This is a genomic window from Massilia sp. NBRC 108631 (assembly GCF_059704565.1).
The window spans coordinates 25,891-51,795 of record NZ_BAAKJE010000075.1 but is presented as its reverse complement, the minus strand read 5'-3'; the positions used below and the strand labels follow the sequence as shown (position 1 = coordinate 51,795).

The 25,905-nt window shown below is 64.5% G+C and carries 28 protein-coding genes; 15 read left to right on the top strand and 13 right to left on the bottom strand.

The window, feature by feature from the left end; translation table 11 throughout:
* Positions 1-2 precede the first annotated feature (2 nt).
* Positions 3-809, bottom strand: a complete 807-nt coding sequence (locus AC6H42_RS09735) for an FKBP-type peptidyl-prolyl cis-trans isomerase (protein ID WP_162249956.1) — start codon at positions 807-809, stop codon at positions 3-5.
* A gap of 131 nt (positions 810-940) precedes the next feature.
* Positions 941-2,818 carry a potassium transporter Kup gene (locus AC6H42_RS09730; protein WP_057158597.1) on the bottom strand — a complete coding sequence of 626 codons (1,878 nt, stop codon included), beginning with the start codon at positions 2,816-2,818 and terminating at the stop codon, positions 941-943.
* 175 nt (positions 2,819-2,993) lie between these two features.
* On the opposite strand from AC6H42_RS09730, the gene rarD reads away from it, so the two are divergent.
* Complete coding sequence (gene rarD, locus AC6H42_RS09725; RefSeq protein ID WP_057158598.1) at positions 2,994-3,896, top strand: EamA family transporter RarD; 903 nt, start codon at positions 2,994-2,996, stop codon at positions 3,894-3,896.
* On the opposite strand, the gene AC6H42_RS09720 is transcribed toward rarD, so the two are convergent.
* Entirely contained in the window at positions 3,893-4,690 is a 798-nt protein-coding gene (locus AC6H42_RS09720; protein ID WP_057158732.1) for a helix-turn-helix domain-containing protein, read from the bottom strand. The genes rarD and AC6H42_RS09720 overlap by 4 nt on opposite strands.
* A 130-nt stretch (positions 4,691-4,820) precedes the next feature.
* Between AC6H42_RS09720 and AC6H42_RS09715 the strand changes: the two genes are divergently transcribed.
* From AC6H42_RS09715 to AC6H42_RS09700, 4 genes are all read left to right on the top strand, one after another.
* Complete coding sequence (locus tag AC6H42_RS09715; protein WP_497547913.1) at positions 4,821-5,855, top strand: alpha/beta fold hydrolase; 1,035 nt, start codon at positions 4,821-4,823, stop codon at positions 5,853-5,855.
* A gap of 26 nt (positions 5,856-5,881) precedes the next feature.
* On the top strand, positions 5,882-6,214 hold the full coding sequence (locus AC6H42_RS09710) for a DUF5710 domain-containing protein (protein ID WP_057158600.1): 333 nt from the start codon (positions 5,882-5,884) through the stop codon (positions 6,212-6,214).
* Between the two features lie 106 nt (positions 6,215-6,320).
* Positions 6,321-7,988, top strand: coding sequence for an energy-dependent translational throttle protein EttA (ettA, locus tag AC6H42_RS09705; RefSeq protein ID WP_057158601.1), 1,668 nt, complete (start codon positions 6,321-6,323; stop codon positions 7,986-7,988).
* Between the two features lie 63 nt (positions 7,989-8,051).
* Complete coding sequence (locus tag AC6H42_RS09700) at positions 8,052-8,531, top strand: DUF6265 family protein (RefSeq protein ID WP_057158602.1); 480 nt, start codon at positions 8,052-8,054, stop codon at positions 8,529-8,531.
* Positions 8,532-8,682: 151 nt separating this feature from the next.
* On the opposite strand, the gene AC6H42_RS09695 is transcribed toward AC6H42_RS09700, so the two are convergent.
* Positions 8,683-9,276, bottom strand: a complete 594-nt coding sequence (locus tag AC6H42_RS09695) for an outer membrane beta-barrel protein (protein WP_057158603.1) — start codon at positions 9,274-9,276, stop codon at positions 8,683-8,685.
* A gap of 203 nt (positions 9,277-9,479) precedes the next feature.
* Positions 9,480-10,082, bottom strand: coding sequence for an alpha-ketoglutarate-dependent dioxygenase AlkB family protein (locus AC6H42_RS09690; protein WP_057158604.1), 603 nt, complete (start codon positions 10,080-10,082; stop codon positions 9,480-9,482).
* 18 nt (positions 10,083-10,100) lie between these two features.
* Between AC6H42_RS09690 and AC6H42_RS09685 the strand changes: the two genes are divergently transcribed.
* Positions 10,101-10,682 carry a putative pterin-binding protein gene (locus AC6H42_RS09685; RefSeq protein WP_057158605.1) on the top strand — a complete coding sequence of 194 codons (582 nt, stop codon included), beginning with the start codon at positions 10,101-10,103 and terminating at the stop codon, positions 10,680-10,682.
* A gap of 27 nt (positions 10,683-10,709) precedes the next feature.
* Here the strand turns inward: AC6H42_RS09685 and AC6H42_RS09680 are convergent, their stop codons facing one another.
* The 7 genes from AC6H42_RS09680 to AC6H42_RS09650 all read right to left on the bottom strand — a co-directional run bounded on the left by AC6H42_RS09680 (position 10,710) and on the right by AC6H42_RS09650 (position 15,846).
* Complete coding sequence (locus AC6H42_RS09680) at positions 10,710-11,072, bottom strand: hypothetical protein (RefSeq protein WP_057158606.1); 363 nt, start codon at positions 11,070-11,072, stop codon at positions 10,710-10,712.
* Between the two features lie 127 nt (positions 11,073-11,199).
* Positions 11,200-12,045, bottom strand: coding sequence for a Rossmann-like and DUF2520 domain-containing protein (locus tag AC6H42_RS09675; protein ID WP_057158607.1), 846 nt, complete (start codon positions 12,043-12,045; stop codon positions 11,200-11,202).
* Entirely contained in the window at positions 12,045-12,632 is a 588-nt protein-coding gene (locus AC6H42_RS09670) for a DUF924 family protein (RefSeq protein ID WP_057158608.1), read from the bottom strand. Before AC6H42_RS09670 ends, AC6H42_RS09675 begins: the two co-directional genes overlap by 1 nt.
* Before the next feature lie 9 nt (positions 12,633-12,641).
* Positions 12,642-13,394, bottom strand: coding sequence for an MgtC/SapB family protein (locus AC6H42_RS09665; protein WP_057158609.1), 753 nt, complete (start codon positions 13,392-13,394; stop codon positions 12,642-12,644).
* A gap of 13 nt (positions 13,395-13,407) precedes the next feature.
* Entirely contained in the window at positions 13,408-13,674 is a 267-nt protein-coding gene (locus AC6H42_RS09660; RefSeq protein ID WP_056400700.1) for a hypothetical protein, read from the bottom strand.
* Positions 13,671-15,497 carry an aminopeptidase P family protein gene (locus tag AC6H42_RS09655; RefSeq protein WP_057158610.1) on the bottom strand — a complete coding sequence of 609 codons (1,827 nt, stop codon included), beginning with the start codon at positions 15,495-15,497 and terminating at the stop codon, positions 13,671-13,673. The genes AC6H42_RS09660 and AC6H42_RS09655 overlap by 4 nt, the downstream gene beginning before the upstream one ends.
* A gap of 61 nt (positions 15,498-15,558) precedes the next feature.
* Positions 15,559-15,846, bottom strand: coding sequence for a hypothetical protein (locus AC6H42_RS09650; RefSeq protein ID WP_057158611.1), 288 nt, complete (start codon positions 15,844-15,846; stop codon positions 15,559-15,561).
* Positions 15,847-16,141: 295 nt separating this feature from the next.
* On the opposite strand from AC6H42_RS09650, the gene AC6H42_RS09645 reads away from it, so the two are divergent.
* Positions 16,142-16,414 carry a hypothetical protein gene (locus AC6H42_RS09645; protein ID WP_057158612.1) on the top strand — a complete coding sequence of 91 codons (273 nt, stop codon included), beginning with the start codon at positions 16,142-16,144 and terminating at the stop codon, positions 16,412-16,414.
* Here the strand turns inward: AC6H42_RS09645 and AC6H42_RS09640 are convergent.
* The gene (locus AC6H42_RS09640; protein WP_057158613.1) at positions 16,411-17,106 is read right to left on the bottom strand and encodes a Crp/Fnr family transcriptional regulator; all 696 of its coding nucleotides are present in this window, start codon (positions 17,104-17,106) and stop codon (positions 16,411-16,413) included. The two genes, AC6H42_RS09645 and AC6H42_RS09640, sit on opposite strands and share 4 nt — an antisense overlap.
* 158 nt (positions 17,107-17,264) lie before the next feature.
* Between AC6H42_RS09640 and AC6H42_RS09635 the strand changes: the two genes are divergently transcribed.
* The 8 genes from AC6H42_RS09635 to AC6H42_RS09600 all read left to right on the top strand — a co-directional run bounded on the left by AC6H42_RS09635 (position 17,265) and on the right by AC6H42_RS09600 (position 25,871).
* A complete protein-coding gene (locus AC6H42_RS09635; protein ID WP_082552246.1) occupies positions 17,265-19,196 on the top strand; it encodes an AMP-binding protein in 1,932 nt (643 codons plus the stop codon).
* 20 nt (positions 19,197-19,216) lie between these two features.
* Positions 19,217-20,029, top strand: a complete 813-nt coding sequence (locus AC6H42_RS09630) for an ABC transporter ATP-binding protein (protein ID WP_057158615.1) — start codon at positions 19,217-19,219, stop codon at positions 20,027-20,029.
* 16 nt (positions 20,030-20,045) lie between these two features.
* Positions 20,046-20,942 (top strand): branched-chain amino acid ABC transporter permease, encoded by an 897-nt coding sequence (locus AC6H42_RS09625; RefSeq protein ID WP_200954126.1) that lies wholly within the window; start codon positions 20,046-20,048, stop codon positions 20,940-20,942.
* Positions 20,943-20,954: 12 nt separating this feature from the next.
* A complete protein-coding gene (locus tag AC6H42_RS09620) occupies positions 20,955-22,013 on the top strand; it encodes a branched-chain amino acid ABC transporter permease (RefSeq protein ID WP_057158617.1) in 1,059 nt (352 codons plus the stop codon).
* 30 nt (positions 22,014-22,043) lie between these two features.
* Positions 22,044-23,348: an ABC transporter substrate-binding protein gene (locus AC6H42_RS09615; protein WP_057158618.1), complete on the top strand. Its 1,305-nt coding sequence runs from the start codon at positions 22,044-22,046 to the stop codon at positions 23,346-23,348.
* A 72-nt stretch (positions 23,349-23,420) separates the two neighbouring features.
* On the top strand, positions 23,421-24,248 hold the full coding sequence (locus AC6H42_RS09610; RefSeq protein WP_057158619.1) for an ABC transporter ATP-binding protein: 828 nt from the start codon (positions 23,421-23,423) through the stop codon (positions 24,246-24,248).
* Positions 24,249-24,255: 7 nt separating this feature from the next.
* Positions 24,256-24,609, top strand: coding sequence for an MmcQ/YjbR family DNA-binding protein (locus tag AC6H42_RS09605; RefSeq protein WP_057158620.1), 354 nt, complete (start codon positions 24,256-24,258; stop codon positions 24,607-24,609).
* Entirely contained in the window at positions 24,606-25,871 is a 1,266-nt protein-coding gene (locus AC6H42_RS09600; RefSeq protein WP_497547912.1) for a phenylacetate--CoA ligase family protein, read from the top strand. The genes AC6H42_RS09605 and AC6H42_RS09600 overlap by 4 nt, the downstream gene beginning before the upstream one ends.
* Positions 25,872-25,905 lie beyond the last annotated feature (34 nt).

The following is a 25,905-nucleotide window of genomic DNA, read 5'->3' as shown; positions in this document are numbered from 1 at the left end:
GATTACTTGACCGCCAGCAGTTCGATATCGAAGATCAGCGTGGAACCGGCCGGGATCGAGGTCTGCGCGGTGAAGCCGTAGCCCAGTTCAGGCGGGATGATCAGGGTGCGCTTGCCGCCCACTTTCATGCCCACCACGCCGCGCTTCCAGCCTTCGATGACACTGCTGCTCAGCGTGAATTCGAACGGCGTGCCCTTGTCGACCGAGCTGTCGAACTTGGCGCCGTGCTGGTCGGCGGCGGTCTTGTCGTAGATCCAGCCGGTGTAGTGCACGCTCAGGGTCTTGGTGGCAGCGACTTCGGCGCCGGTGCCGATCACCTTGTCGATGATGGTGACCTGGGCCGACGGCGACGGCTTGGAAATGCCCAGTACCGTGATTTCCATGACCACCGGGGTGTTGGCAGCGACCTTGTTCGGCGTGTAGGTTTTGTTTTCGAAGGTGTACACGCCGTAGGCCAGGTTGGTCGGCAGCACCAGCTGCACGGTGCCGCCCTTGCGCATGCCGATCACGCCCTGGTCGGCACCCGGCAGCCAGCGGCCGGTGCCGATCGCGTACACCGCCGAAGGCGAACCGTCCACCTGGGCGCCGCGCGAATTGGGCTTGGTCGAGTCGTACAGGAAGGTCGAATAGCTCACTTGCACCAGGTCGTTGGCCACTACCGGATCGCCGCTGCCGGCTGCCAGTTCGGTTTTGGCGTAGGCCGGCTGGGGCGGCAGCTCCTCGGTCTTGGTGGTGCTGGCAGGCGAGCCGCACGCGGTCAGTGCCGCTACGCAGGCGAGCGACGCGATCAGTTGGAACATCGATTTCATGATTACCTTTGTATTGTTGAACATGTAACTTGCACTGCGCTGGCACTCCATCCGTGCGCCGTCGGAGCAGAAGTGTATCAGACTGCAACGGCGCCTTTTCAGGCAGAACATTCAGTTACAAATTGCCTGTCTCAAATTTCCACCTGCGTACCCAGTTCGATCACCCGGTTGGGTGGAATCTGGTAATAATCCGCCGCCGCGCGCGCGTTGCGCGACATGGCCACGAACAGGCTCTCGCGCCACGACGCCATGCCGGCGCCCGGAGTGGAAATGACGGTCTGGCGCGCGATGAAGAAGGAGGTTTCCATCATCTCGAACTCCAGGCCGTGCTTGCCGCACAGCGCCAGCACATTCGGAATGTCCGGTTCGTCCTTGAACCCGTACTGCACGTTGACCTGGTAGCACTGGTGGCCCAGGTCGATGATCTTGACCTGCTCCTCCGGCGCCACCCACGGCTCCTCGACGATGTGCACGGTGATGAACACCACGCGCTCGTGCAGCACCTTGTTGTGCGACAGGTTGTGCAGCAGCGCGTGCGGCACGCCGTCGCTTTCGCCGCGCAGGAAGATCGCGGTGCCGAACACGCGCACCGGCGGCGCCATGAACAGCGAGGACAGGAAGGCTTCCAGCGGAATGGCGTGCTTTTCCAGGTTCTTGAACACCAGGTCGCGGCCTTCGCGCCAGGTCAGCATGATGGTCAGCAGCACGCCGCCCAACAGCAGCGGGAAGAAGCCGCCGTGCAGCAGCTTCAGCGTGGAGGCCGAGAACAGCATGATGTCGATGGCGATGAAAAAGCCGGTGGCGGCGAAGCTCAGCACCAGCGGCAAGTGCCAGCGGTAGCGGATCACGAAGAAGGTGAGGATGGTGGTGCACAGCATGGTGGCGGTAACGGCAATGCCGTAGGCGCCGGCCAGCTTGTCGGACGAACCGAAGCCCACCACGGCGATCAGCACCACCACCAGTTGCAGCCAGTTCACGGCCGGGATGTAGATCTGGCCGATCTGGCTTTCCGAGGTGTGCATGACGCGCATGCGCGGCAGCAGGCCCAGGGCGATGGCCTGCTTGGTCATGGAGAAGGTGCCGGAAATGGTGGCTTGCGAGGCGATCACCGCCGCCATGGTCGACAGCACCACCAGCGGGTACACGCTCCAGCTGCCCAGTTGCTGGAAGAAGGGATTGGAGATGGCTTCGGGGCGGGTGATCAGCAGCGCGCCCTGGCCCAGGTAGTTCAGCGCCAGCGCCGGCATGGCGACCAGAAACCAGGCCATGCGGATCGGCTGCTTGCCGAAGTGGCCCATGTCGGCGTACAGCGCCTCGGCGCCGGTGAAGGCCAGCACCACGGCGCCCAGCGCCACAAAGCCGCTGTATTTATTCTCCAGCATGAAGCGGAAGGCGTGCAGCGGATTGAGCGCGGCCAGGATTTCCGGCGCCGCCACGATATTGACCACGCCCATCGCCGCCAGCGCGGCAAACCACACCACCATGATGGGGCCGAAGAAGCGGCCGATGCCGGCAGTGCCGTGCCGCTGCACCGCGTACAGCGACACCAGCACGATGATGGTCAGCGGCACCACGTACTGCTCCAGCGCCGGCGCAGCCACTTCCAGGCCTTCAATCGCGCCCAGCACCGAAATGGCGGGGGTGACCACGCTGTCGCCGTAGAACATGGTGGCGCCGAACACGCCCAGCAGCAGCAGCGGGCCGTGCCAGCCGGAGCGCTTGCTGACCGAATTCAGGGCCAGCGCCATTAGCGCCATGATGCCGCCCTCGCCGCGGTTGTCCGCGCGCAGCACCAGGCTGACGTATTTGAGCGAAACGATCATGGTCAGCCCCCAGAAGATCAGGGAGATGATGCCCAGCAGGTTGGGGGTACTCAGCGCGAGCCCGTGTTCGGGGTCGAAGATGGTTTTGAGGGTGTACAGGGGACTGGTGCCGATATCGCCATAGACGATGCCGACGGCAGCTAGCGTCAGTGCGACGAGGCTGCTTTTCTTATGTTCCGACGTCAAGATTGCACCTGAGTTTGTTCTGGTGCGTTGCACAATAGGCCAACTATGGTCAATTTGCAAGTGCATTCTGGCATGGCCGGACTCCGCTGTTTTTGGCGTCCATTCTACCGCCGCCAGCGCCGGATGGCGTTTTCCCGGATAATGGCAGACCCGCCGCCCCATATCCAGTCAACCCATGAACACCGGCATCCTGTACGCCACACTCGCGTTTTTCTGCTGGGGCCTGTTCCCCCTGTATTTCCATGCCCTCGGCGAGGTGCCGCCGATCGAAATCCTGGCCCACCGCATGTTGTGGTCGCTGCTGTTCCTGGCACTGGTGCTGACCGCGCGCGGCCAGTGGCGCTGGCTGCCGGACGTGCTGCGCAAGCCGCGCGTGGTGGCCAGTTTTGTTGCAAGTGCGGTATTGCTCACGGCGAACTGGTTCGTCTATATCTGGGCCGTCAACAATGGCCACGTGATCGACGCCAGCCTGGGCTATTTCATCAATCCGCTCGTCAACGTACTGCTGGGCCTGCTGGTCTTGAAGGAAAAGATGCGGCGCGGGCAGTGGATCGCCGTCGGCATCGCGGCCTGCGGCGTGGCCTGGCTGACCTGGCAGGCCGGCCAGCCGCCGTACATCGCGCTGATCCTGGGCATCACCTTCGGCGGCTACGGCTTGCTGCGCAAGACGGCGGCGCTGGCGGCGCTGGAAGGCCTGTCCTTCGAGACCATCATCCTGTTCCCGCTGGCGCTGGCCTATGTCATCTGGCTGTCGCTGCACGGCCAGAACACCTTCATCAACGCGCCGCACGACAGCACCCGCTGGCTGCTGGCGGCGGCCGGCCCGATCACCGCCATTCCGCTGCTGATGTTCGCCGCCGGCGCGCGCCGCATTCCGATGGGCGTGCTGGGCATGCTGCAATACCTGTCGCCCACCATGCAGATGCTGCTGGGCGTGTGGATCTTCCACGAAGCGTTCTCCGCTGAGCGGCTGGCCGGCTTCATCGTGATCTGGAGCGCGCTGGGCATCTATATGGCCGAGGGGCTGTGGGCCTCGCGGCGGGCCACCGCGGCGGCCGGCGCCAAGGCCGCCGGCTAGCGCAACCGGCGGCAGAATGCCGCCGTCCGCGCGTCGGCCGGAAAGCAGGACTCGATGTGCAACTCGGCCAGCGTGACGTCGCGCGGGGTACCGAAGGTGGTGATGGTGGAGAAAAAGCCCAGCTGCTCGCCATGGCGGTCGAACGAAGTGGTCAGCACCGGCGCCGGCGCGCTGTCCGGTGTGCGGTGGCGCCAGTGGCGGGGCACACCGGGATAGGCCAGCATTTCATCCAGCAGCGCCTGCGCCTTGCCGTCCGCCGGCGCGGCCGCTGCCTCGTTTTGCAGATGGCGCAGCAGGTTGCCGGCCAGTTCCTCCCAGTTGGCGAAGGCGGGGCGCAGGTCGTCCGGATCGAAGATCTGCCGCAGCATATTGCCGTGCTTGCTGTCCCGTCCGCCCAGCATGAAGCGGTTGAGCTTTTTCGCCGCCTCGTTGGCCATGAGCACGTCCCAATGCTTGTTGAGCAGAAAGGCAGGATAAGGCTCCTGTTGCGCCAGCATGGCTTCCACGGCGTAGCGCATTTGCGCCAGCTTGGGCGCGTCCAGCCCGGTTTCGGGATAGACCGGGGCGAAGCCGCCGGCCACCAGCAGCGCATTCCGTTGCCGCAAAGGCACTTCCAGGGTATCGGACAGGCGCGCGATCATGTCGCGGCTGGGCTGGGCCTTGCCGGTTTCCACATAGCTCAGGTGGCGCGCAGAGATATCGGCCTGCAGTGCCAGGTCGAGCTGGCTCAGGCGCCGCACGATGCGCCACTCGCGCAACATGGCGCCGACTGCTGCTGGGGTTTTGTTTTCCATGCAAGCATTGTAATGAAGCGCGTGGCCAGCTTCCATAACCTCCGAAGTCATGTTTTCATGACGCCGCGCGGCATTGCGGCCCGCCGGCGCGCGCGCGAAGATGCAGCCCTGACCATACGAGGAGCTGACCATGCAACGCAGAGACTTCATCGGACTTACCCTGGCTGCCATGTCGATCGCGGCGCCGCGCCAGGCAGCGGCGACGGCCACCGCGTCAAGCACCGCCGCAGCGCTCAGCCTGCCGCAGGCGGCGCAGCCAGCCGGACCGCACGCTCCGCTATCGGCCGCCGGGTTTCATGCGGCACGCCGCTTCGCAGAGACGCGTTTCGGCCGCATCGCCTACGTGGAGCGCGGCAGCGGCGAGGCGGCGTTGTTCCTGCACGGCTTTCCCCTCAACGGCTTCCAGTGGCGCGGCGTGCTTGCCCCGCTGTCCACGGCCCGCCGTTGCATCGCCCCCGATTTCCTCGGCCTGGGCTACACCGAACCCGCCCCCGGCCAGGAGGTGGGGCCGGACGCGCAGCTGGCGATGCTGATCGCCCTGCTCGACCAGTTGGCGGTCGGCAAGGTGGACCTGGTGGCCAACGACAGCGGCGGCGCCGTCGCACAGCTGTTCATGACGCGCCACCCGGACCGGGTGCGCACCCTGCTGCTGACCAATTGCGACAGCGAAATCGATTGCCCTCCCGAAGCCCTGAAGCCGGTTATCCAGATGGCGCACGCGGGCACTTTCGCCGACGCCTGGCTGGCCGCCTGGGTGGCCGACAAGGAACTGGCCCGTTCCCCGCAGGGCCTGGGCGGCCAGTGCTACCAGGATCCGCGCCAGCCCAGCGACGAAGCCATCGACACCTATCTGCGTCCGCTGGTCGCGTCGCCGCAGCGCAAACAGCTGGTGCACGCTTACGCCATCGCACTGGAACGCAACGTGCTGGCCGGCGTCGAGGCGGGGCTGAAAGCGTCCGCCATCCCCACCCGCATCCTGTGGGGCAGCAGCGACACCATCTTCTCCCCGGCCGGCGCCAACTACCTGGACCGCACGCTGGGCAGGTCGCAAGGCGTGCTGCGCCTGGCGGGCAGCAAGCTGTTCTGGCCAGAGGAACGGCCGGAGGTGATCGTCGCCGAGGCACGCGCACTGTGGAGCGGCGCCCGGCCGCCATATAATACATAGCCCGACAGTCCCCATGCAGAAAGCCCATGACCAGCACTCCGCCGTTTGACCCGCCATACAAGACCAGCATCGTCCTCGCAGACGGCAGCGTGAAATGGATGGACGTCCGCGCCGACGGCTCCATGGTGGAGACCAGCGCGCCGGCGGCGATGCCGCCCGCCGGCATGGCCGGCGCCGATGCGCCGGCCCAGCGCGCCGGCCAGCCCGGCCAGTCCGCGCGCGCGGTCACGGTGCTGAACGTGCCGTTTGCCGAAAAGGACGAGGCCAAGCAGCTCGGCGCCCGCTGGGACCCCAAGCGCCGCAAATGGTACGTCCCGCCGGGCGTGGACGCGGCCCTGTTCGCCCGCTGGACCGCCTGATCGCAGCCGGAACGCCAGCCAAACGCGCTGAAACCAGCCGAAACTAGCTGGATGGCGGCGTTTGGCGTATCCTTGTTGACCTTCGTAACATATCGAGAATTTCCTAATGGCAAACTACGTCTATACCATGAACCGCGTGGGCAAAATCGTCCCGCCCAAGCGCCAGATCCTCAAAGATATTTCGCTGTCCTTCTTCCCGGGCGCAAAGATCGGCGTGCTGGGCCTGAACGGCTCCGGTAAATCGACCTTGCTGAAAATTATGGCCGGCATCGACACCGACATCCAGGGCGAAGCGCGCCCGATGCCGGGTCTGAACATTGGCTACCTGCCGCAGGAACCGCAGCTGGACCCGAACAAGACCGTGCGCCAGGAAGTGGAATCCGGCCTGGGCGAAGCGTTCGAAGCGCAAGCCAAGCTGGACGCCGTGTACGCCGCCTACGCCGAGGAAGACGCGGACTTCGACGCGCTGGCCGCCGAGCAGGCGCGCCTGGAAGCGATCATTTCATCGTCCGACGGCGGCAACCTGAACCTGCAGCTGGAAATGGCCGCCGACGCGCTGCGCCTGCCGCCTTGGGACCAGCAGATCAGCGTGCTGTCCGGCGGCGAAAAGCGCCGCGTGGCGCTGTGCAAGCTGCTGCTGTCCAAGCCGGACATGCTGCTGCTCGACGAGCCGACCAACCACCTGGACGCGGAATCGGTCGAATGGCTGGAGCAGTTCCTGGTGCGCTTCCCCGGCACCGTGGTCGGCATCACCCACGATCGCTACTTCCTGGACAATGCGGCCGAGTGGATCCTGGAACTGGACCGCGGCAGCGGCATTCCATGGAAAGGCAACTACAGCTCCTGGCTGGACCAGAAGCAGGCCCGCCTGAAGCAGGAAGAAGCCACCGAATCGGCCCGCCAGAAGGCGCTGCAGAAGGAACTGGAGTGGTCGCGCCAGAATCCGAAAGCGCGCCAGGCCAAGTCCAAGGCCCGCATGGCCCGCTTCAACGAGCTGAGCGAGCACGAATACCAGAAGCGCAACGAGACCCAGGAGATCTTCATCCCTGTGGCCGAGCGCCTGGGCAATGAAGTGATCGAGTTCAAGAACGTGTCGAAGTCCTTCGGCGACCGCATGCTGATCGACAACCTGAGCTTTACGATTCCTGCCGGCGCGATTGTCGGCATTATCGGTCCGAACGGCGCCGGTAAATCCACGCTCTTCAAGATGATCACCGGCAAAGAAGTGCCGGACAGCGGCGAAGTGATCATCGGCAAAACGGCCAAGGTTTCCATCGTCGACCAGCACCGCGACGCCCTGTCCGATGCCAAGACCGTGTTCGAAGACGTGACCGGCGGCGCCGACATGCTGAGCGTGGGCCGCTTTGAAATGCCGTCGCGCGCCTACCTGGGCCGCTTCAACTTCAAGGGCGGCGACCAGCAGAAGATTGTCGGCAACCTGTCCGGCGGTGAGCGCGGCCGTCTGCACCTGGCCAAGACCCTGCTGATGGGCGGCAACGTCCTGCTGCTGGATGAACCGTCGAACGACCTGGACGTGGAAACCCTGCGTGCGCTGGAAGACGCGCTGCTGGAATTCGCCGGCTCCGTGATGGTGATTTCGCACGATCGCTGGTTCCTGGACCGTATCGCGACCCATATCCTGGCCTTTGAAGGCAACTCGCAAGTGACCTTCTTCGACGGTAACTACCAGGAATACGAAGCCGACAAGAAGAAGCGCCTGGGTGAAGAAGGCGCCAAGCCGAAGCGTATCCGCTACAAGCCCCTGACGACTTAATCAGGTGTAACATCGAAAGGCACGGTTACTACCGTGCCTTTTTTTTATTCCCGGGAGAAAAAAATGAAGACAGCCCTCGCCGCCGCTGCGGCAGCAGTCCTGGCCGCCGGCGGCGCCGCCGCCGCGCCGCTCAACGCCGACGCCATCGGCCAGCTCGGCTGGCTCGCCGGCTGCTGGGCCGCGCCCGGCGCCGAAGCCGGCTCCGGCGAGCAGTGGATGGCGCCGGCCGGCGGCACCTTGCTCGGCATGAGCCGCACGGTGAAGAACGGCAAGACCACCGCCTGGGAATTCCTGCAGATCCGCGAAGTCGACGGCCAGCTGGCCTATGTGGCCAAACCGCACAGCCAGCCGGAGGCCTCATTCAAACTGGTCAGCGTGGAAGGCAGCAGCGCGGTATTCGAGAACCCCCAGCATGACTTCCCGCAGCGCATCATCTACAAGCGCGAAGGCGACAAGCTGCAGGCCCGTATCGAGGGCACCATGAACGGCAAGGCAAGGGGAAAAGATTTCCCCTTGCAGCGCGTCAGCTGCGAGGGGAAGTAAAAAGGGAGGAGAAAACAGTTGAAGCAGTTGAAACAGGTTTGAAGCAGTGTGAAGCTGGTTTAAAACTGGGAGGCGGGCACAAGGACATAAGCATCGCAAGGATGCCGCTGTCGCGCCCGGCCTCGATCGGCAACCGCGCTAAGCGTTCGGCTTAGAAGTTGTAGCGCGCGCCCAGGGTGACTGCGCCTTTCTTGCGGCCCTGGTCGATATCGTTCTTGCCGTAGTGCTCATACTCGAGCGACAGCGACACTTTCTGGTTGATCGCATACTCGGCGCCCACCGACGCGTACAGGTTGGTGCGGTTGCTGTCGCCCAGCGCGTACGGCGCGGCCAGGCCGGTGCCGTGCACCTCATTCTTGTTGTAGGCCACGCCCAGCTTGCCGAACGCGGACAACTGCTCGTTGATCGGGTAGCTGCCCTTGCCTGCTACGTAGAAGGAGTGCGACTTGCTGTCGATGGCGCCGTTGTTGTTGCCGACGGAGTACTTGTAGTTGGAGCTGCCGAAATCGGTGTAGCCGCCTTCAACCGCCCAGGTCTTGTCGATCTGGTAGCCGCCATAAATCTTGCCGGACCATTCATCGCTCTTGCGGTCGCCGGTGCTGGTGTCGTTGGACAGGTTGTACTTGTGCTGGCTTGCCACGACGCCGGCGCCAACGTAAGCCGTGCCTGGTTCGGCAGCCTGGGCTGCGGAAATACCGCCCAGGGCGGTAGCGGAGGTAATCAGTGCGAACAGAATCTTTTTCATGTTAGTGATCTTTCAGCAAAAAGTAAGGGACTTGCTTGGGATCGCAGTTCGTTTGGAAGCGCGATGTAAGGACGATAGCATTGGCAAAGCCACTCCGTCCCACCGGATTCCGTAATAATTGTTAGAAGTTGTAATCGCTATTGAAACGGCGAAGATCGCCACAAAATGGCAGAACTTAGCTTAAGAAGGACTTAAGGAAGGGTTTAAGCGAGGATATTGCGGAAGGTGAGGTTGACGCGCGGCCCGGCAGCGGACTTTTCCTTGTTGATGCCGTGCCGCCAATGATGCTGCAGCGCGCCAGCCATCACCAGCAGGCTGCCGTTGCCCAGCGCCAGCTTGACCGTCCGGGGCTGCCGCTTGTGCTTGAGGATGAAGGTGCGCGGCGCGCCGAAGCTGACCGAGGCGATGACGGGATTGCGGCCCAGTTCCTTTTCGTCGTCGCTGTGGAAGCCCATGCTGTCCCGGCCGTCTCGGTAATAGTTAAGCAGCACGCTGTTGAAGCGCTGGCCGCTGGCCTGCTCGACGGCCTGCTTGATCTCCAGCTGCAGCGGCGTGAACGGCTGCGGCTGCAGCGTCATGCCGGAATAGCTATAGCGCGCCTCGCCGTGCCAGGCGGTCAGGCGCGGCTGCAGCAGCTGCTTGCCCCACAGCGTGATCGACTCGGCGCGCCAGTCCGTCTCTGCCAGCAGCCGCGCCAGCACGGCGGCGCTGTCCCGAGACAGCGGCAGGCAGGGCATGAAGTACAGCTCGCCGTCGTCTATGGGGATGGCGTCCAGCACGCCGGAATGCTCGGAAAAAAGGTCCATAACCGCTATCATACCTGCATGAAAAAACGACTCTTCCTCGGCACGCTGGCCACGGCGGCCACCCTGCCCGCCCTGCAATCTGCCCACGCAGCCGTCCCGGCGCGCGGCCCCGCCCTGCTCACCGTCACCGGCGCCATCGCCAGGCCCAACCGCGGCCCCTTCGAGCCGGTGCGCGACCAGATGATGCACAAGCAAAAGCTGAGCTTCGACAAGGCGCACGCCTTCGACTTCGCCGCACTGTCGGCGCTGCCGGCCATCGCCATCCAGCCGACGCTGGAATACGACGGCAAGGTGCACGCGCTGCGCGGCCCGCTGCTGCTGGACGTGTTGAAGGCGGCCGGGGCCACGCTGGCGGACAGCAGCAAGATCGTGCTGCGCGCAGTAGATGGCTACGCGGCCGGCATCACGGTGGCGCAGGCGCGCGCGCACCGCTACATTGTCGCCACGCAAATGGACGGAGCCCCGATGGCGCTGGGCGGCCTGGGCCCGCTATGGGCGGTGTACGAGGCGGACAAGGTGCCGGAAATGGCAAGCAAGCCCGTGCAGGACCGCTTCGGTTCCTGCCCATGGGCCTTGTACCACATTGAAGTGCAGGCCTGACCGGCCTGCCGGGATCAGCGCAGGGAGTTAGGCGTAGGCTTCGGCCAGCGACATGACGCGCGGCGCGATGGCAATGCCGACATCGCTGAAGATCTTGGTGATCTGGGCCATGTTGGCTTCGTTCTCTTCAGGCTTCCAGCCTTTGAACAGGTCGGTGCCATCTTTCTGGAAATGCAGGTCCAGCACCTTGCCGCGGTCTTTATGGGTGTAGCCGGAGCTGTGGGTGTTCTGGAAACCGGCCGCTGCCAGCGCCGCCAGCACGTCGGCGGGCGGATTGTCCGGGTCCGTGGCCAGGTAGACGCCGTAAGTCTTGCCTGGCGGTTTGGCGGCGATATCTACTTCGTAGATGCCTGGCGCCTTGGTCACGGACGTACTTTTCAGAAATAACATGGTCTTGCCCCTATCGCTTTGGCCGCCGCGCCATTGGGGCCGGCATGCTCTTGTTTTCCAGTAATTAAGCTTATTGCTTCTGCCGAGGTTTTACAAGGAAATCGGAAGTGTAGAGGAGCAACTCTCTCTATTTGTTGTGCTTTCGGCGCGCCAAGTTCACAGTTGGCGCCACCAGGGCCTGGTAAAGCTCGCCCGTGGCCGCGTCCCAGTGCGATACGGCTTGCTGCTGGCGGGCCACGGTGGCCATGTCGCCCCGCGCGATGGGGCCGCTCAACGCGGGCGCGGCGCCGAGGCGGAACACATTGGCCACGGTCTCCGTCACCAACGGCTGGGCCAGCTCGCGCGCAATGGCTTCGGGAATGCCGGCGGCCTGGTAGGCGCGCAAGGCGGCGTCCAGCACGGTGGTCAGGTAGTTGCTCGCGAACACGGCGGCGGCGTGGTAGACCGTCTTGGCGGCGGCGTCGATGGCGACCGGGCGCGCGCCGATGGCCAGCAGCGCGGGCGCCAGCACCGCCAGCGCCGGCGGATCGCCCTCGATGCCGCAGAAGGTGTCGGCAAACGAAGCGGCCACGGCTTCGGGATCGGCAAAGCTGCGGATGGGATGGACGCTGGCTACAACAGCCCCCGCGTCGCGCGCCACCTGCAGGCGGTCGGAGGCCAGCGCGCCGCTGCAATGGAACACGATGGCGCCTTTCAGCGGCAGCGCCGCCGCCAGCGCGGCGCAAGCCGCAACGATCTGGTCGTCGCCCACCGACAGCATGTAGACGTCGGCCGGGCGCAGCGCAGCATAACCGTCAACCGCCGTGCCGGCGCCGATGAAGTCCGCCGCGCGCTGCGCCGTTGCGGGCGAGCGCGCCAGCACGTCCTGCAGCGCGAACGGCGCAGCAGCGCCGCCCGGCCCGCCGGCTTGCGCGAACAGGCGCCCCAGCGCGCGGCCCACGTGGCCGCCGCCGATCACGCTCAGGCTGCGCATCAGAATCCCGATCCCGGCTGCTTGAGAAACTCGGTCTCTTCCGCCGTCGATGCGCGGCCCAGGATGGCGTTGCGGTGAGGGAAACGGCCGAAGCGGCGAATAATTTCGTGATGCCGTTTGGCGTAGTCGTAGGTGCTCTCAAAGCCGGTGGCCGAGGCGCGCAGCATGTCGAACAGATCCAGCGAACGCAGCTGCATGGACAGGCTTTCCGCATGCTCGAACGGCAAGTAGGCGAACATGCGCTGCACCGGCGGCAAGGTCTGGTTGGCGCCGGAATTGTCCAGCGCCAGCGCCGCTTCGAGCGCCAGGCTATCTCCCGCAAAGGCCAGCGGCGTGTCGCGGTGGATGTTGCGCGTGAACTGGTCCAGCACCACGATGCGCGCCAGCGTGCCTTGCGTGCCCTCGTCGTCCCAGTGGCGCAGGCCGCCCTGCAGGGCCTGTTCGACCAGCTCGCCGAACCGGGCGCGGATCTGCGCGTCGAAGGCCGCGTCCTTGCGGAACCATTCCGGGCGCTGCGTGTTGTGGCCCTTGACGCCGATCGGCAGGAACCAGAAATCCAGTACGTCTTGTGCTGTCGCTGACACCATAAAGTCCCCTCAATTGCGCGCGTGGGAGACCTGGAAACCCTCCAGGCCGTCGAACTGCGCCATCTCCGCCGCCAGTTCCGACATCGAAGCGCCGGACCGCTTGCTCAGCGCAATGGCGACAAAGCGCCACTCCTGCATGCCCTTGTCGCTGGCGATCATCATCGATCCCCCGGCAATTTCATAGCCGCGCTTGAGCGCTATGTCGCGCAGCGCTGCTTCGTTGGGCACGTAACCCGCCTTGAAGCGCATGGTCATCGCCACCGCGTGCCGCGATGGCAGCCAGGCTTCCAGCTTGGACAGGTAAATCATCGACATGGAACACAGGAAGGCCAGTCCCATGGCGCCCATATAGAAGCCGACGCCTATCATCACGCCGATGGCCGACGAGGCCCAGATCGACGCCGCCGTGGTCAGGCCGCTGATGTTGAAGCCTTCGCGCATGATGACGCCCGCGCCGAGGAAGCCGATGCCGGTGACGATGCCCTGGATGACACGGGTGGGGTCGGTGCCGATCAGGCCGCCGACCTGCGCCATATGGCCGCCGTACCAGAACGAAGGATAGCCGGAGATCACGGTCAGCGCGCACGACGCCATGCACACCAGGCCGTACGTGCGCATGCCGGCCGCGCGCCCGTGGTAGGAGCGCTCATAGCCGACCAGCAGCCCCAGCAACAAAGCGCCGAAGATGTTCAGCAGCACGATGCCGTTGGTGGCGAGTTCGCTGGCGGACCAGTAGGCTTCCAGTAATGCGTTGGTAGGCATGGCCGTCCCCAGGTTATTTTTCGGGTGTTTTTTTGGTCAGCTGCTTTTCAAACGCCACGTCCAGCTTGCTCACGCGGCGCACCTGCTGCGGTCCTTGCGCGTTGACGAAGGCGACGAACTCGTCCAGTTCCATTGGCGGGCACAGCGGCGGCTGGCCAGGACCGGCGGTCAGGAAGAAATGGCCGCTGCCGGTGCGCGACATGGTGTACAGCTTGTTGCCGCTGCGCTCTTTCAACCGGTCGAGCGCGTTGCTGGCGCGAGTGGAACGGGCTGAACTCATACTGCCTCCGTGCGGGTGTGCAGCCAGGCCAGCGCGTCGCCGGACAGGTGCGGGGCCAGGCGCTGGCGCACCGTGGCGTGATAGTCGTTGAGCCAGGCGCGCTCGTCGTCGCGCAGCAGCGCGTGCTCCAGGCAGCGCGTGTCGATCGGGCACAGTGTCAGCGTTTCGAAGCGCAGGAAGGCGCCGAATTCGCCGCCGGACTCGCCCATCTCCACCGGCTGGTTCAGCACCAGGTTTTCGATGCGGATGCCCCAGCGGCCGGGCCGGTAGATGCCCGGTTCGATCGAGGTGATCATGCCCTCTTCCATGGCGGTGTGCGGCTCCGGCATGGCCGACGGCGAGATCGACTGCGGCCCCTCATGCACGTTCAGGAAAAAGCCCACGCCGTGGCCGGTGCCGTGGCCGAAATCGATGCCCGCCGCCCAGATCGGCGCGCGCGCGATGGCGTCCAGCATCGGCGACTTGGTGCCCTTCGGAAACTTGGTGGCGGACAGGGCGATCATGCCTTTCAGCACCAGCGTGAAGTCGCGCCTGTGCTCGGCGGTGATGCTGCCCACCGGCACCACGCGCGTGATGTCGGTGGTGCCGCCCGTGTACTGGCCGCCGGAATCGATCAGCAGCAGGCCATCGCCCGCGATCACCGCGTGGTTGGCCTCGGTGGCGCGGTAGTGCATGATGGCGCCGTTCGACTGGAAGCCGGCGATGGTGCCGAAGCTAGGGCTCACAAAGCGCGGACGGCGCGCGCGGGCGGCCGTGATGCGGGTGTTGATGTCCAGCTCGGTCAACGGTGCCCGCTGCGGGTCGGCCAGGGTCTGTTCCAGCCAGCAGAAGAATTCGCACAGCGCGGCGCCGTCCTGCTCCATCGTAGCGCGCACGTGCGCGGCCTCGGCAGCGGATTTCCTGGACTTGGCCAAGGTGGTCGGGTTGACCGTTTCCACCACTTTCACGCCGGCCGGCAGCGCCTGGCGCGTGCCGTAGGTGACGCGGCGCGGGTCCAGCAGCACCGGCTGGTCCAGCGGCAGCGCCGCCAGGGCGGCGGTGAAGCCGGCATACGGCGCGAGGTCGACGCCCTGCTCCGCCAAAGCGGCGCGCAGCGCGGCCGGCACCTTGCCTTCGGCCACGAATAATGTCGCGCGTACCGGATCGATGAGGGCGTGTGCCAGGAAAACCGGGTTGTAATTGACGTCCGCGCCGCGCAGGTTGAACAGCCAGGCGATATCGTCCAGCGTGGAAATCACGTGGCGGCCGGCGCCGTGGCTGGCCATCGCCGCGCGCAGGTCGGCCAGTTTTTCGGTGCGGCTGGTGGTGGCGTAAGGCGGCAGCAGTTCGTAGACTTCCGCCGCTGGCAGGCTGGGGCGTTCCTGCCAGATGTCGTTCAGCAGATCGCGCTCCGTGCGCAGGGTGACGCTCTTGGCCGCCAGCGCCTGCTGCAGCAGGCGCGCCACGGCCAGGCCCAGCACCGCGCCGTCGACCGCCACGGTCTGGCCGGGCTGCATATGCTCGGCCAGCCAGTCCACATACTGCACGCTGGCGCCGGATGAAATCTTCATCAGCTGTATCGTGCTGCCGGCCAGCTCGGACTCGGCCTGGGTCCAGTAGCGCCCGTCGGTCCACACGCCCGCAAAATCGGCCGTGATGATGAAGGTGCCGACCGAGCCGGTGAAGCCCGACAGCCATTCGCGGCCCTGCCAGTGCTGCGGCAAATATTCGGACAGGTGCGGATCGGCGGACGGCACCATGCAGGCGTCGATCTGGTGGTCCCGCATGGCCGCCCGCAATGCGGCGAGGCGGCCGGCGATGGAAGAAAGTTCTAAGTTAGGCATGAGCAAAGTGATGCAGTCGACTTGGCTCTATCATACCTTGCAGCAAACTTTGATGTAGACCTCAATGCAGGGTGCGCCGCTCGCCAGGATAGGTCATGCCAGGTTCCAGTTCGGGGGCGCGGCGGCGGTCTTCGCCGGGCCAGCCGCTCGAAGCGCTGCGTTCGCCGGCATCGGGCGCCGGTAGCAGGCGCTGCTGCTGCTCGTCTTTCTTGTGGGAGAACAGGTAGTAGCCGGCCAGCGCCGCCAGGCCGGCCACGCCGACCACGCGCATCAACCCCCACCGTGCCACGGCCGACGCCGCGCCGCGCAACACCAACATTTCGCCGATCCGGCGTGCCAGGGTATCCATGCTGTGCCCTCCTGCAACAGGTGAGTGATACCCCACAGCTTATACCAACTGCTCACCGCGCAGTGTTATGCCACTAACACTGCCAGCGGCCCGGACAGCGCACGCCTTGCGCTTTCCCAGTACGCGCTTTGCGCCCGGTGCTGTAGTCAAGGCCCAGCTTGTCCAGCCATGCGCGCGCCGCTACTGGTTGCGCTCGACGCGGCTCAGGCTCCGACGCAGATGAACAAACCGGGCTTCCCCTTCCACCCGCTGAGCAACACCCCCCAACAATGTTGTCAGATGATAAAATTGCTGCATGCAAAGAAAATACGCCCCCTGGATTGCCGGCCTGTTCCTGATTGCCGCGATTTCCGATCTGCTTGCCGGAATTTCCGAAGGGAAGAAGTACGAATTGCTCGCCAGTCTGGGATACTTTGCGTTCGCGCTGGCCTACCTGCTCGAATGGCTGCGGCTGCGAGTTGACGGGCAAACGCCGCTTATGATGCAAAGCAAGCGCGCCGCCGTCCTGTCCCTGGCCGGCGCCGCATTGCTGGGGATCGCCTTCGGCCTCAGGCGCAACTGGTTCTAAGGCTCGGACGTCTCGAAGCGGCGCAAGCCTTCCAGGTCGAGGATGCGGATGCCGCCGTAGTCCAGGCGCAGCAGGCCTTGCTTCTCCAGCACCTGCAAGGCCTGGTTGGCGCGCTGGCGCGAGGCGCCCGACAGCAGGCCGATTTCTTCCTGCGAAATCTGCACCAGCTTCTCGATCCCCGGATACAGCAGCGAGTTGAACAGCCCGGCGAGGCAGCGCGCCACGCGTGTGTCGATGTCGAGCAGGCGGTCGTTTTCCACCATGCCGATGAACTGCCCCAGCCGCTCATTGAGCTGCATCAATAAAAAGCGGGTAAACGGTAGACTCGTTTCCAGCAGCCAGTTAAAAGTGTCGGCCGGCATGCGCGCGATGCGGCTGTCGCGCAGCGCCATGGCGTCGTACTTGCGCGGTTCATTCTTCAGCAGGGAACCTTCGCCGAACCAGCCGCCGGGCGGCACGCCGGTGAAGGTGACGCTCTTGCCGGACGGGGAGAAATTGTTCATCTTCACCATGCCGGCAATGATGCCCACCCAGTTGTCGACCTCTTCGCCTTTACGGCACACAAAGCCGCCTTTCGGCACGAACGTCTCGTAAGTGTCGGCTTCTACCCGGGCCATTTGCTCGGGCGTGAGCGCCTGCGCCCAGATGGCGGAGCGCAGCGCTTCTTTAAGAGTCGGTTGGTTGTTTGTCATTGTTGCATAGCAACGTCAAAATATGAGTGAATTGTCACCGAAAAGACAACGCGCCGGCAAATCGCGAGCTACTATCATCACACAAAAAAGCACTGAACCAGACATTAGTATACCCCTCGCTCTCACGGGCCACGAAGGAGACAACGGTGCAGAAAGATCTGGAGACATTCCCCCGCCGCTTATTGCAGCACGGGAAAGTGAGAGCGCACAAGCCTGCGTTCCGCGAAAAGTATTTGGGCATCTGGCAGACCTGGACCTGGGGCCAGGTGAACGAGGAAGTGCGCGCCCTGGCTTGCGGCCTGGCCGCGCTCGGCTTCGAGCGCGGCATGAACCTGGCCATCATCGGCGACAACCGTCCGCGCCTGTACTGGTCCATGCTGGCCGCGCAATGCCTGGGCGGCGTGCCGGTGCCGCTGTACCAGGACGCGCCCGCCGCCGACATGGCCTACGTGCTGGAGAACGCGGAAATCCGCTACGCCATCGTGGAAGACCAGGAACAGGTCGACAAGCTGCACGAGCTGGCCGAACTCTATCCGCACATCGAGCACATCGCCTACGACGATGAGCGCGGCATGCGCCACTACACGCACAAGGAGCTGATCTCCTTTGCCAGGCTGCAGGAACTGGGCCGCGCCTACGACAAGGCCAACCCCGGCTTCTTCGACGCCGCCGTGCAGGCCGGCCAGGCCGGCGACACCGCCATCATCCTGTACACCTCGGGCACCACCGGCCGCCCGAAAGGCGTGTGCCAGACCCACGCCGCCTTTATCGAGGCCGGCGAGGGCGGCGTGACCTTCGAGAAGCTGACCGACGACGAGAACGTGCTGTCCTACCTGCCGATGGCCTGGGTGGGCGACTGCCTGTTCTCGATGGCGCAAGCCATGGTGGCCGGCTTCACCGTGAACTGCCCGGAGTCCGGCGACACCGTCATGACGGACATGCGCGAAATCGGTCCCACCTTCTACTTCGCCCCGCCGCGCGTGTTCGAGAACATGCTGACCACGGTGATGATACGGATGGAAGACGCCGGCGCCATCAAGCAGCGCATGTTCCACTACTTCATGGACGTGGCGCGCCGCAGCGGCGCCGACATCCTGGACGGCAAGCCGGTTCCCATGGGCGACCGCATCAAGTACGCGCTGGGCCGCTTCTTCGTCTACGGCCCGCTGAAAAACGTGCTGGGCATGTCGCGCGTGCGCGTCGCCTACACGGCGGGCGCCGCCATCGGCCCGGACCTGTTCCGCTTCTACCGCTCCATCGGCGTGAACCTGAAGCAGTTCTACGGCTCCACCGAAACCTGCGCCTACATCTGCCTGCAGCCGGACCGCAACATCAAGTTCGACAGCGTGGGCCTGCCTGCGCCGGGCGTGGAAGTGAAGCTGGCGTCCAATGGCGAAGTGCTGGTGAAGTCCGCCTCCACCATGCACTGCTACTACAAGCGACCCGACGCCACCGCCGAGGCAGTGGACGAGCAAGGCTACTTCCACACCGGCGACGCGGGCGTGTTCGACAGCGAAGGCCATCTGAAGATCATCGACCGCGCGGCCGACGTGGGCAAGATGAAGTGCGGCACCATCTTCGCGCCGAACTACATCGAAAACAAGCTCAAGTTCTTCCCCTTCATCAAGGAGGCGGTGGCCTTCGGTCATGAGCGCGACCAGGTGTGCGCCTTCATCAACATCGACATCGAAGCGGTGGGCAACTGGGCCGAGCGGCGCGGCATCGCCTACTCGGGCTACACCGACCTGGCCGGCCTGCCGCAAACCTATGAGCTGGTGCAGGAATGCATCGAGAAGGTCAACGCCGACCTGGCTTCGGAAGCGCTGATGGGCAACACGCAGATCTCGCGCTTCCTGGTGCTGCACAAGGAGCTGGACCCGGACGACGATGAACTGACCCGCACCCGCAAGGTGCGCCGCAAGTTCGTGGCCGAAAAGTACGCGGTGCTGATCGATGCGCTCTACAGCGGCAAGCCATCGCAGTACATCGAGACGCAGGTGAAATTCGAGGATGGCCGCGTGGGCACGGCCGCCGCAGACCTGCGCATCCAGGACAGCAAAACCTATCCCATCGTCGGGAAAGCCGCGTGAGCGCGATCGAGGAGACTTCCATGCAAATGAACGAACCCGACGCGCTGCTGCGCGCCACGCGGCGCGTTGGCCCCGTGATCCTGGACCTGAAGAACATCTCGCTGTCCTTCGGCGGCGTGAAGGCGCTGACCGACATTTCCTTCGACGTGCGCCAGCATGAGATCCGCGCCATCATCGGCCCCAACGGCGCCGGCAAAAGCTCGATGCTGAACGTGATCAACGGCGTGTACCGCCCGCAGCAGGGCGCCATCATCCACAAGGGCCAGCAGCGCAAGGGCATGGACTGCTACGCGGCGGCCAAGTCCGGCATCGCGCGCACGTTCCAGAACATCGCGCTGTTCAAGGGCATGACGGTGCTGGACAACATCATGACCGGCCGCAACCTGAAGATGAAATCCAACTTCCTGATGCAGGCCCTGTACTGGGGACCGGCGCGGCGCGAGGAAATCGAACATCGCGTGAAGGCCGAGGAGATCATCGATTTCCTGGAAATCCAGGCCATCCGGAAGACGCCGGTGGGCCGCCTGCCCTACGGCCTGCAAAAGCGCGTGGAGCTGGGCCGGGCGCTGGCCGCCGAGCCGGAAATCCTGCTGCTGGACGAGCCGATGGCCGGCATGAATGTGGAGGAGAAGCAGGACATGTGCCGCTTCATCCTCGATGTGAACGACCAGTTCGGCACCACCATCGTGCTGATCGAGCACGACATGGGCGTGGTGATGGATATCTCGGACCGCGTGGTGGTGCTGGACTACGGCAAGAAGATCGGCGACGGCACGCCGGACGAAGTGCGCAGCAACCAGGACGTGATCAACGCTTATCTCGGCACGCATTAAGGGGCGCCACATGAATATCAGTTTTTTCTTTGAAGTGCTGATCGGCGGCCTGCTGTCCGGCGTGATGTATGCGCTGGTGGCAATCGGCTTCGTGCTGATCTACAAGGCGTCCGGCGTGTTCAACTTCGCCCAGGGCGCGATGGTGTTCTTCGCCGCCCTGACCTGCGTCGGCCTGATGGACAAGTTCGGCTTTTCGCTGTGGCTGGCGATACCGGCCACGGTGGTGGCCATGATCATCCTCGGCCTGGCGATCGAACGCGTCGTGCTGCGGCCGCTGGTAAACCAGCCTGAAATCACGCTGTTCATGGCCACCATCGGCCTGGCCTTCTTCATCGAAGGCCTGGCGCAGCTGATGTGGGGCTCGCAAGTGCACCGCCTGGAGCTGCCCATCGAGGACGTGCCGCTGCAGATCCTGATGGACAAGTTCAACATCATCGTCTCCCAATTCGACGTGATGGCGGCGGCGGTGTGCGGCGTCATGGTACTGATCCTCTCCCTGGTGTTCTCCAAGACCAAGGTAGGCCGCGCGCTGCGCGCCGTGGCCGACGACCACCAGGCCGCGCTGGCGGTGGGCATTCCGCTGCAGCGCATCTGGGGCATCCTGTGGGCGGTGGCCGGCATGGTGGCCCTGGTGGCCGGCCTGCTTTGGGGTGCGCGCAACGGCGTGCAGTTCGCGCTCACCTTCATCGCGCTGAAAGCCTTGCCGGTGCTGATCCTGGGCGGCTTCACCTCGGTGCCCGGTGCGATTGTCGGCGGCCTGATCATCGGCGCTTCCGAGAAGCTGGCGGAAGTCTACATCGGCCCCATGGTGGGCGGAGGCATCGAGGGCTGGTTCCCTTACGTGCTGGCACTGCTGTTCCTGCTGGTACGGCCCGAAGGCCTGTTCGGCGAAAAAATCATCCGCAGGATTTGAGAGGACTCCACCATGTTCTACCGTGAAGCAGGACAATTCAAAACCCGCTACGAAACCGATGGCCAGATCTTTCCGATCCGCCAGGACCGCATCGCCGTCACCGTCACCATGGTGGTGGCCGTGCTGGTGCTGCCGCTGCTGGCGTCGCCCTACATGCTGTCGGCCATCCTGATCCCCTTCCTGATCTTTGCGCTGGCCGCACTGGGACTGAACATCCTCACCGGCTATGCCGGCCAGCTGTCGCTCGGCACCGCCGCCTTCATGGCGGTGGGCGCCTTCGCCTCCTACAACTTCATCCTGCGCATTCCCGGCATTCCGGTGCTGCTGGCCTTCGTGCTGGGCGGCCTGTGCGCGGCCATGGTGGGCATCGCCTTCGGCCTGCCGTCGCTGCGCATCCGCGGCTTCTACCTGGCCGCGTCCACGCTGGCCACGCAGTTCTTCGTGGTGTGGTGCTTGACCAAGATAGGCTGGCTGACCAATTACAGCTCGTCCGGCGTGATCACCGCGCAGAAAATGGAAATCCTTGGCTACGCCTTCGACACTCCGGCCCGCAAGTACCTGCTGGTGCTGCTGGTGGTGTCGGTGATGGCGCTGCTGGCCAAGAACATGGTGCGCTCCAACGTGGGCCGCTCCTGGATGGCGATCCGCGACATGGACGTGGCGGCCGAAGTGATCGGCTTTCGCCCGCTGCGCACCAAGCTGATGGCCTTCGCGGTGAGCTCCTTCTACTGCGGCGTGGCAGGAGCGCTGTACGCCTTCGCCTACCTCGGCACAGTGGAACCGGAAGCATACAACCTGGACCTGTCGTTCCGCATCCTGTTCATGATCATCATCGGCGGCGTGGGCTCCATCCTGGGCTCCTTCCTGGGCGCGGCATTCATCGTGCTGCTGCCGGTGTTCCTCAACATTCTGGCGCACGGCCTGGGGCTGCCGACCAGCGTGGCATCGAATCTCGAGTTGATGGTGTTTGGCGCCCTCATCATCTTTTTCCTGATCGTGGAACCCCACGGTCTGGCGCGTTTGTGGCAAATCGGCAAAGAGAAATTGCGCCTGTGGCCTTTCCCGCACTGAGCGCGACCTACAACAACGAAGGAGACAAAAATGAAATCGATCAAATCCCTGGTGATAGGCGCAACGCTGCTGGCATCCGTGGGCGGCGCCTTCGCCCAGTCCGAACAGTTCATCGCGCTGCCGTCCTACCGCGTCGGCCCTTACGCAGCCGGCGGCTCCGGCTTCTACGGCGGCATCATCGACTACTTTAACCTGGTGAACGCCAATGGCGGCATCAACGGCACCAAGATCTCGTGGGAGGAATGCGAGACCGAATACAACCCGTCGCGCGGCATCGAATGCTACGAGCGCATGAAGACCAAGAACGGCGGCGCCACCCTGGTCGAGCCGCTGTCGACCGGCATCGCCTACGGCATCCTGGACCGCGTGGCCAAGGACAAAGTGCCGATGACCACCCTGGGCTACGGCCGCTCGGACGCCGCCAACGGCAAGGTCTTCCCGTATGTGTTCCCGCTGATTACCAGCTACTGGAACCAGGCCGCCGCCATGATCAAATACCTGGGCGACAAAAACGGCGGCATGGCCAAGCTGAAGGGCAAAAAGATCGTGCACCTGTACCACGACTCGGCATTCGGCAAGGAACCCTTGCCTGTGCTGGAGGAGCTGGCCAAGCAGCACGGCTTTGAGCTGATCAAGATCGCCGTGGCGCCGCCGGGCAGCGAGCAACAGTCGCAGTGGCTGCAGATCCGCCAGGCCAACCCGGACCACGTGATCCTGTGGGGCTGGGGCGTGATGAACTCGGTCGCCATCAAGACCGCGCAGCGCAACGGCTTCCCGCGCGAGAAGATGCTGGGCGTGTGGTGGGCCGGCTCGGAGGAGGACACCATCGCCTCGGGCGACGCCGCCAAAGGCTACACCTCGATGACCTTCAACACCCCCGGCAACTACCCCTTGCTCGATGATTTGCGCAAGAAGGTTTATGCGGCCGGCAAAGGCAACCTGGCGGACCAGGGCCGCATCGGTTCGGTGTACCACATGCGCGGCGTAACGGCCGGCGTGCTGTACGGCGAGGCGATCCGCACCGCGCAGGAAAAATTCGGCAAGGGCAAGGTCATGACCGGCGACCAGATCCGCTGGGGCCTGGAGAACCTGAACATCGACGAAGCGCGCCAGAAAGCGCTGGGCGCACTGGGCATGTTCCCGCCGGTGAAAACAACCTGCGACGACCACGAAGGTTCGGGTGCGGTGAAAGTGCAGCAATGGGATGGCAAGAAGTGGGTCGCCATCACGCCGAACTGGGTGGTGGGCGACAAGGCACTGACCCGCAAGCTGGTGGAGGAATCGTCCGCCAAGTACGCGGCCGAGAAAGGCATTACGCCGGCCTGCGCCAAGTAAGCCGGCCTGCCGCGCTGGCGGGTGACGCACTGGCGTGCCCACCCGCCCTACCAAACCTGATCGAGAACGCATATGAACACTGCCGCCATCGCCGCTCCGCCTCCCTACCTCTCGGTGAACAACATCGAGGTCATCTACGACCACGTGATCCTGGTGCTCAAAGGCGTCTCGCTGCAAGTCCCGCAAGGGAAAATCGTGGCGCTGCTGGGCGCCAACGGGGCTGGCAAATCCACCACGCTCAAGACCGTGTCCACGCTGCTGCGCGGAGAACGGGGCGACGTCACCAAGGGCGAAGTCCAGTTCAAGGGCGAGCGCGTGGACCAGCTGACGCCGAACGAACTGGTGAAGCGCGGCCTGTCGCAAGTGATGGAAGGGCGCCACTGTTTCGGCCACCTCACCATCGAGGAAAACCTGCTGACCGGCGCCTATACGCGCAGCCTGAGCCGCGCAGAACTGAAGGAATCGCTGGACAAGGTGTACCACTATTTCCCGCGCCTGAGGGAGCGCCGCGCCAGCCAGGCCGGCTACACTTCGGGCGGCGAGCAGCAGATGTGCGCCATCGGGCGTGCCTTGATGGCCAAGCCTTCCATGATTTTGCTCGACGAGCCGTCGATGGGCATCGCGCCGCAGATCGTCGACGAGATCTTCGGCATCGTGAAGGACTTGAACCAGAAGGAAAATGTGTCCTTCCTGCTGGCCGAGCAGAACACCAACGTGGCCCTGCGCTACGCGGACTTCGGCTACATCCTGGAGAACGGCCGCGTGGTGATGGAAGGCGAAGCGTCCGAACTGGCCAACAACGAGGACGTCAAAGAGTTCTACCTCGGCATGTCCGGCGCCGGCCGCAAGAGCTTCCGCGACATGAAGTTTTACCGCCGCCGCAAGCGCTGGCTGGCATGAGGCGAGCATGAATATCGAGAAGGCGAAAGCCGTGTGCCGCGCCCTGCCCGGCGCCACTGAAGACATCAAATGGGGCGCCGACCTGGTGTTCTCGGTGGGCGAGAAAATGTTCGCCGTCACCGGCAGCGAAGCGGCCGACGGCATCAGTTTCAAAGTGGACGATGACCGCTTCCTCGAGCTGACCGACCGTCCGGGCATCGTCCCCGCGCCCTACCTGGCGCGCGCCAAGTGGGTAAAGATTGAAGACCTGAAAGCGGTGAGCGATGCCGAAGCGGCCGCGCTGCTGAAACGTTCTTACGAAATCATTTTCGGCAAACTGACCAAGAAACTGCAGCGCGAAATCGGAGACACGCCGTCATGAACGAAATCCTGAGCGACACCCTGGACAGCCTGGAAACGCGCGCGCCCGAGCAGCGCGAACGCGAACTGCTGGCACGCCTTCCCGGCCTGATAGCGCGCGCGCAAAGTGCGCCGGGCTGGGGCCGCATCCTGGCCGGCGTGGACCCCAACACCATCAACAGCCGCGCAGCGCTGGCCGCGCTGCCGGTTACGCGCAAGTCCGAACTGAAGGGGTTGCAGCAGGAGATCAAGCCGTTCGGCGGCCTGAACGCCACGCCGCTGGGCCAGCTGGGACGCGTGTTCATGTCGCCCGGCCCCATCTTCGATCCCGAGGGACGCGGCGCCGACTGGTGGCGCTTCTCGCGGCCGATGTACGCTGCCGGCGTGCGCGCCGGCGGCCTGCTGCAAAACTGCTTCGCCTACCACTTCACGCCAGCCGCCTTCATGGTGGAAGGCGGCGCGGCCCGCATCGGCTGCGCGGTGATCCCGGCCGGCAGCGGCCAGACCGAGATGCAGGTGCAGGCCATGGAATCGCTCAAGCCGGACACGTATATCGGCACGCCGTCCTTCCTCAAGATCATCATCGAGAAGGCGCGCGAAATGGGCGCCGACATCAGCAGCGTGAAGCAGGCCATGATGGGCGCCGAAGCGCTGCCCGAATCATTGCGCCGCTGGTTCGCCGAGAACGGCGTGCCGCACGTGCTGCAAACCTACGCCTCGGCCGACATCGGCAGCATCGCCTACGAAACCCGCAGCGGCGGCACGGTCCATCCCGGCATGGTGCTGGACGAGGACGTGCTGCTGGAAATCGTGCGCCCCGGCAGCGGCGAACCGGTGCCGCCGGGCGAAGTGGGCGAAGTGCTGGTAACCCTGTTCAACCCCGACTATCCGCTGGTCCGCTTCGCCACCGGCGACCTGTCGGCGATCCTGACCGACGCCCCGCCCTCGCCGTGCGGGCGCACCAACTTGCGCATCCGGGGCTGGATGGGCCGCGCCGACCAGACCACCAAGGTGCGCGCCATGTTCGTCCACCCTTCGCAAGTGCATGAAATCGCGCGCCGGCACCCGGAAATCCTGAAGGCGCGGCTGGTGGTGTCGGGCAAGATGGCCAACGACGTGATGACCTTGCATTGCGAAGTCGACAATCCCGGCGTTGTACAGGCCAATTCCATCATAGAAACTATTCGCGACCTGACCAAGCTGCGGGGCGAGGTGGCGTTTGCGGTTAAAGGCAGTTTGCCGAACGATGGCAAGGTGATCGACGACGTACGCGATTATTCCTGACATCTGTAGCAGGAATCCAACGCCGGAGCGGGCG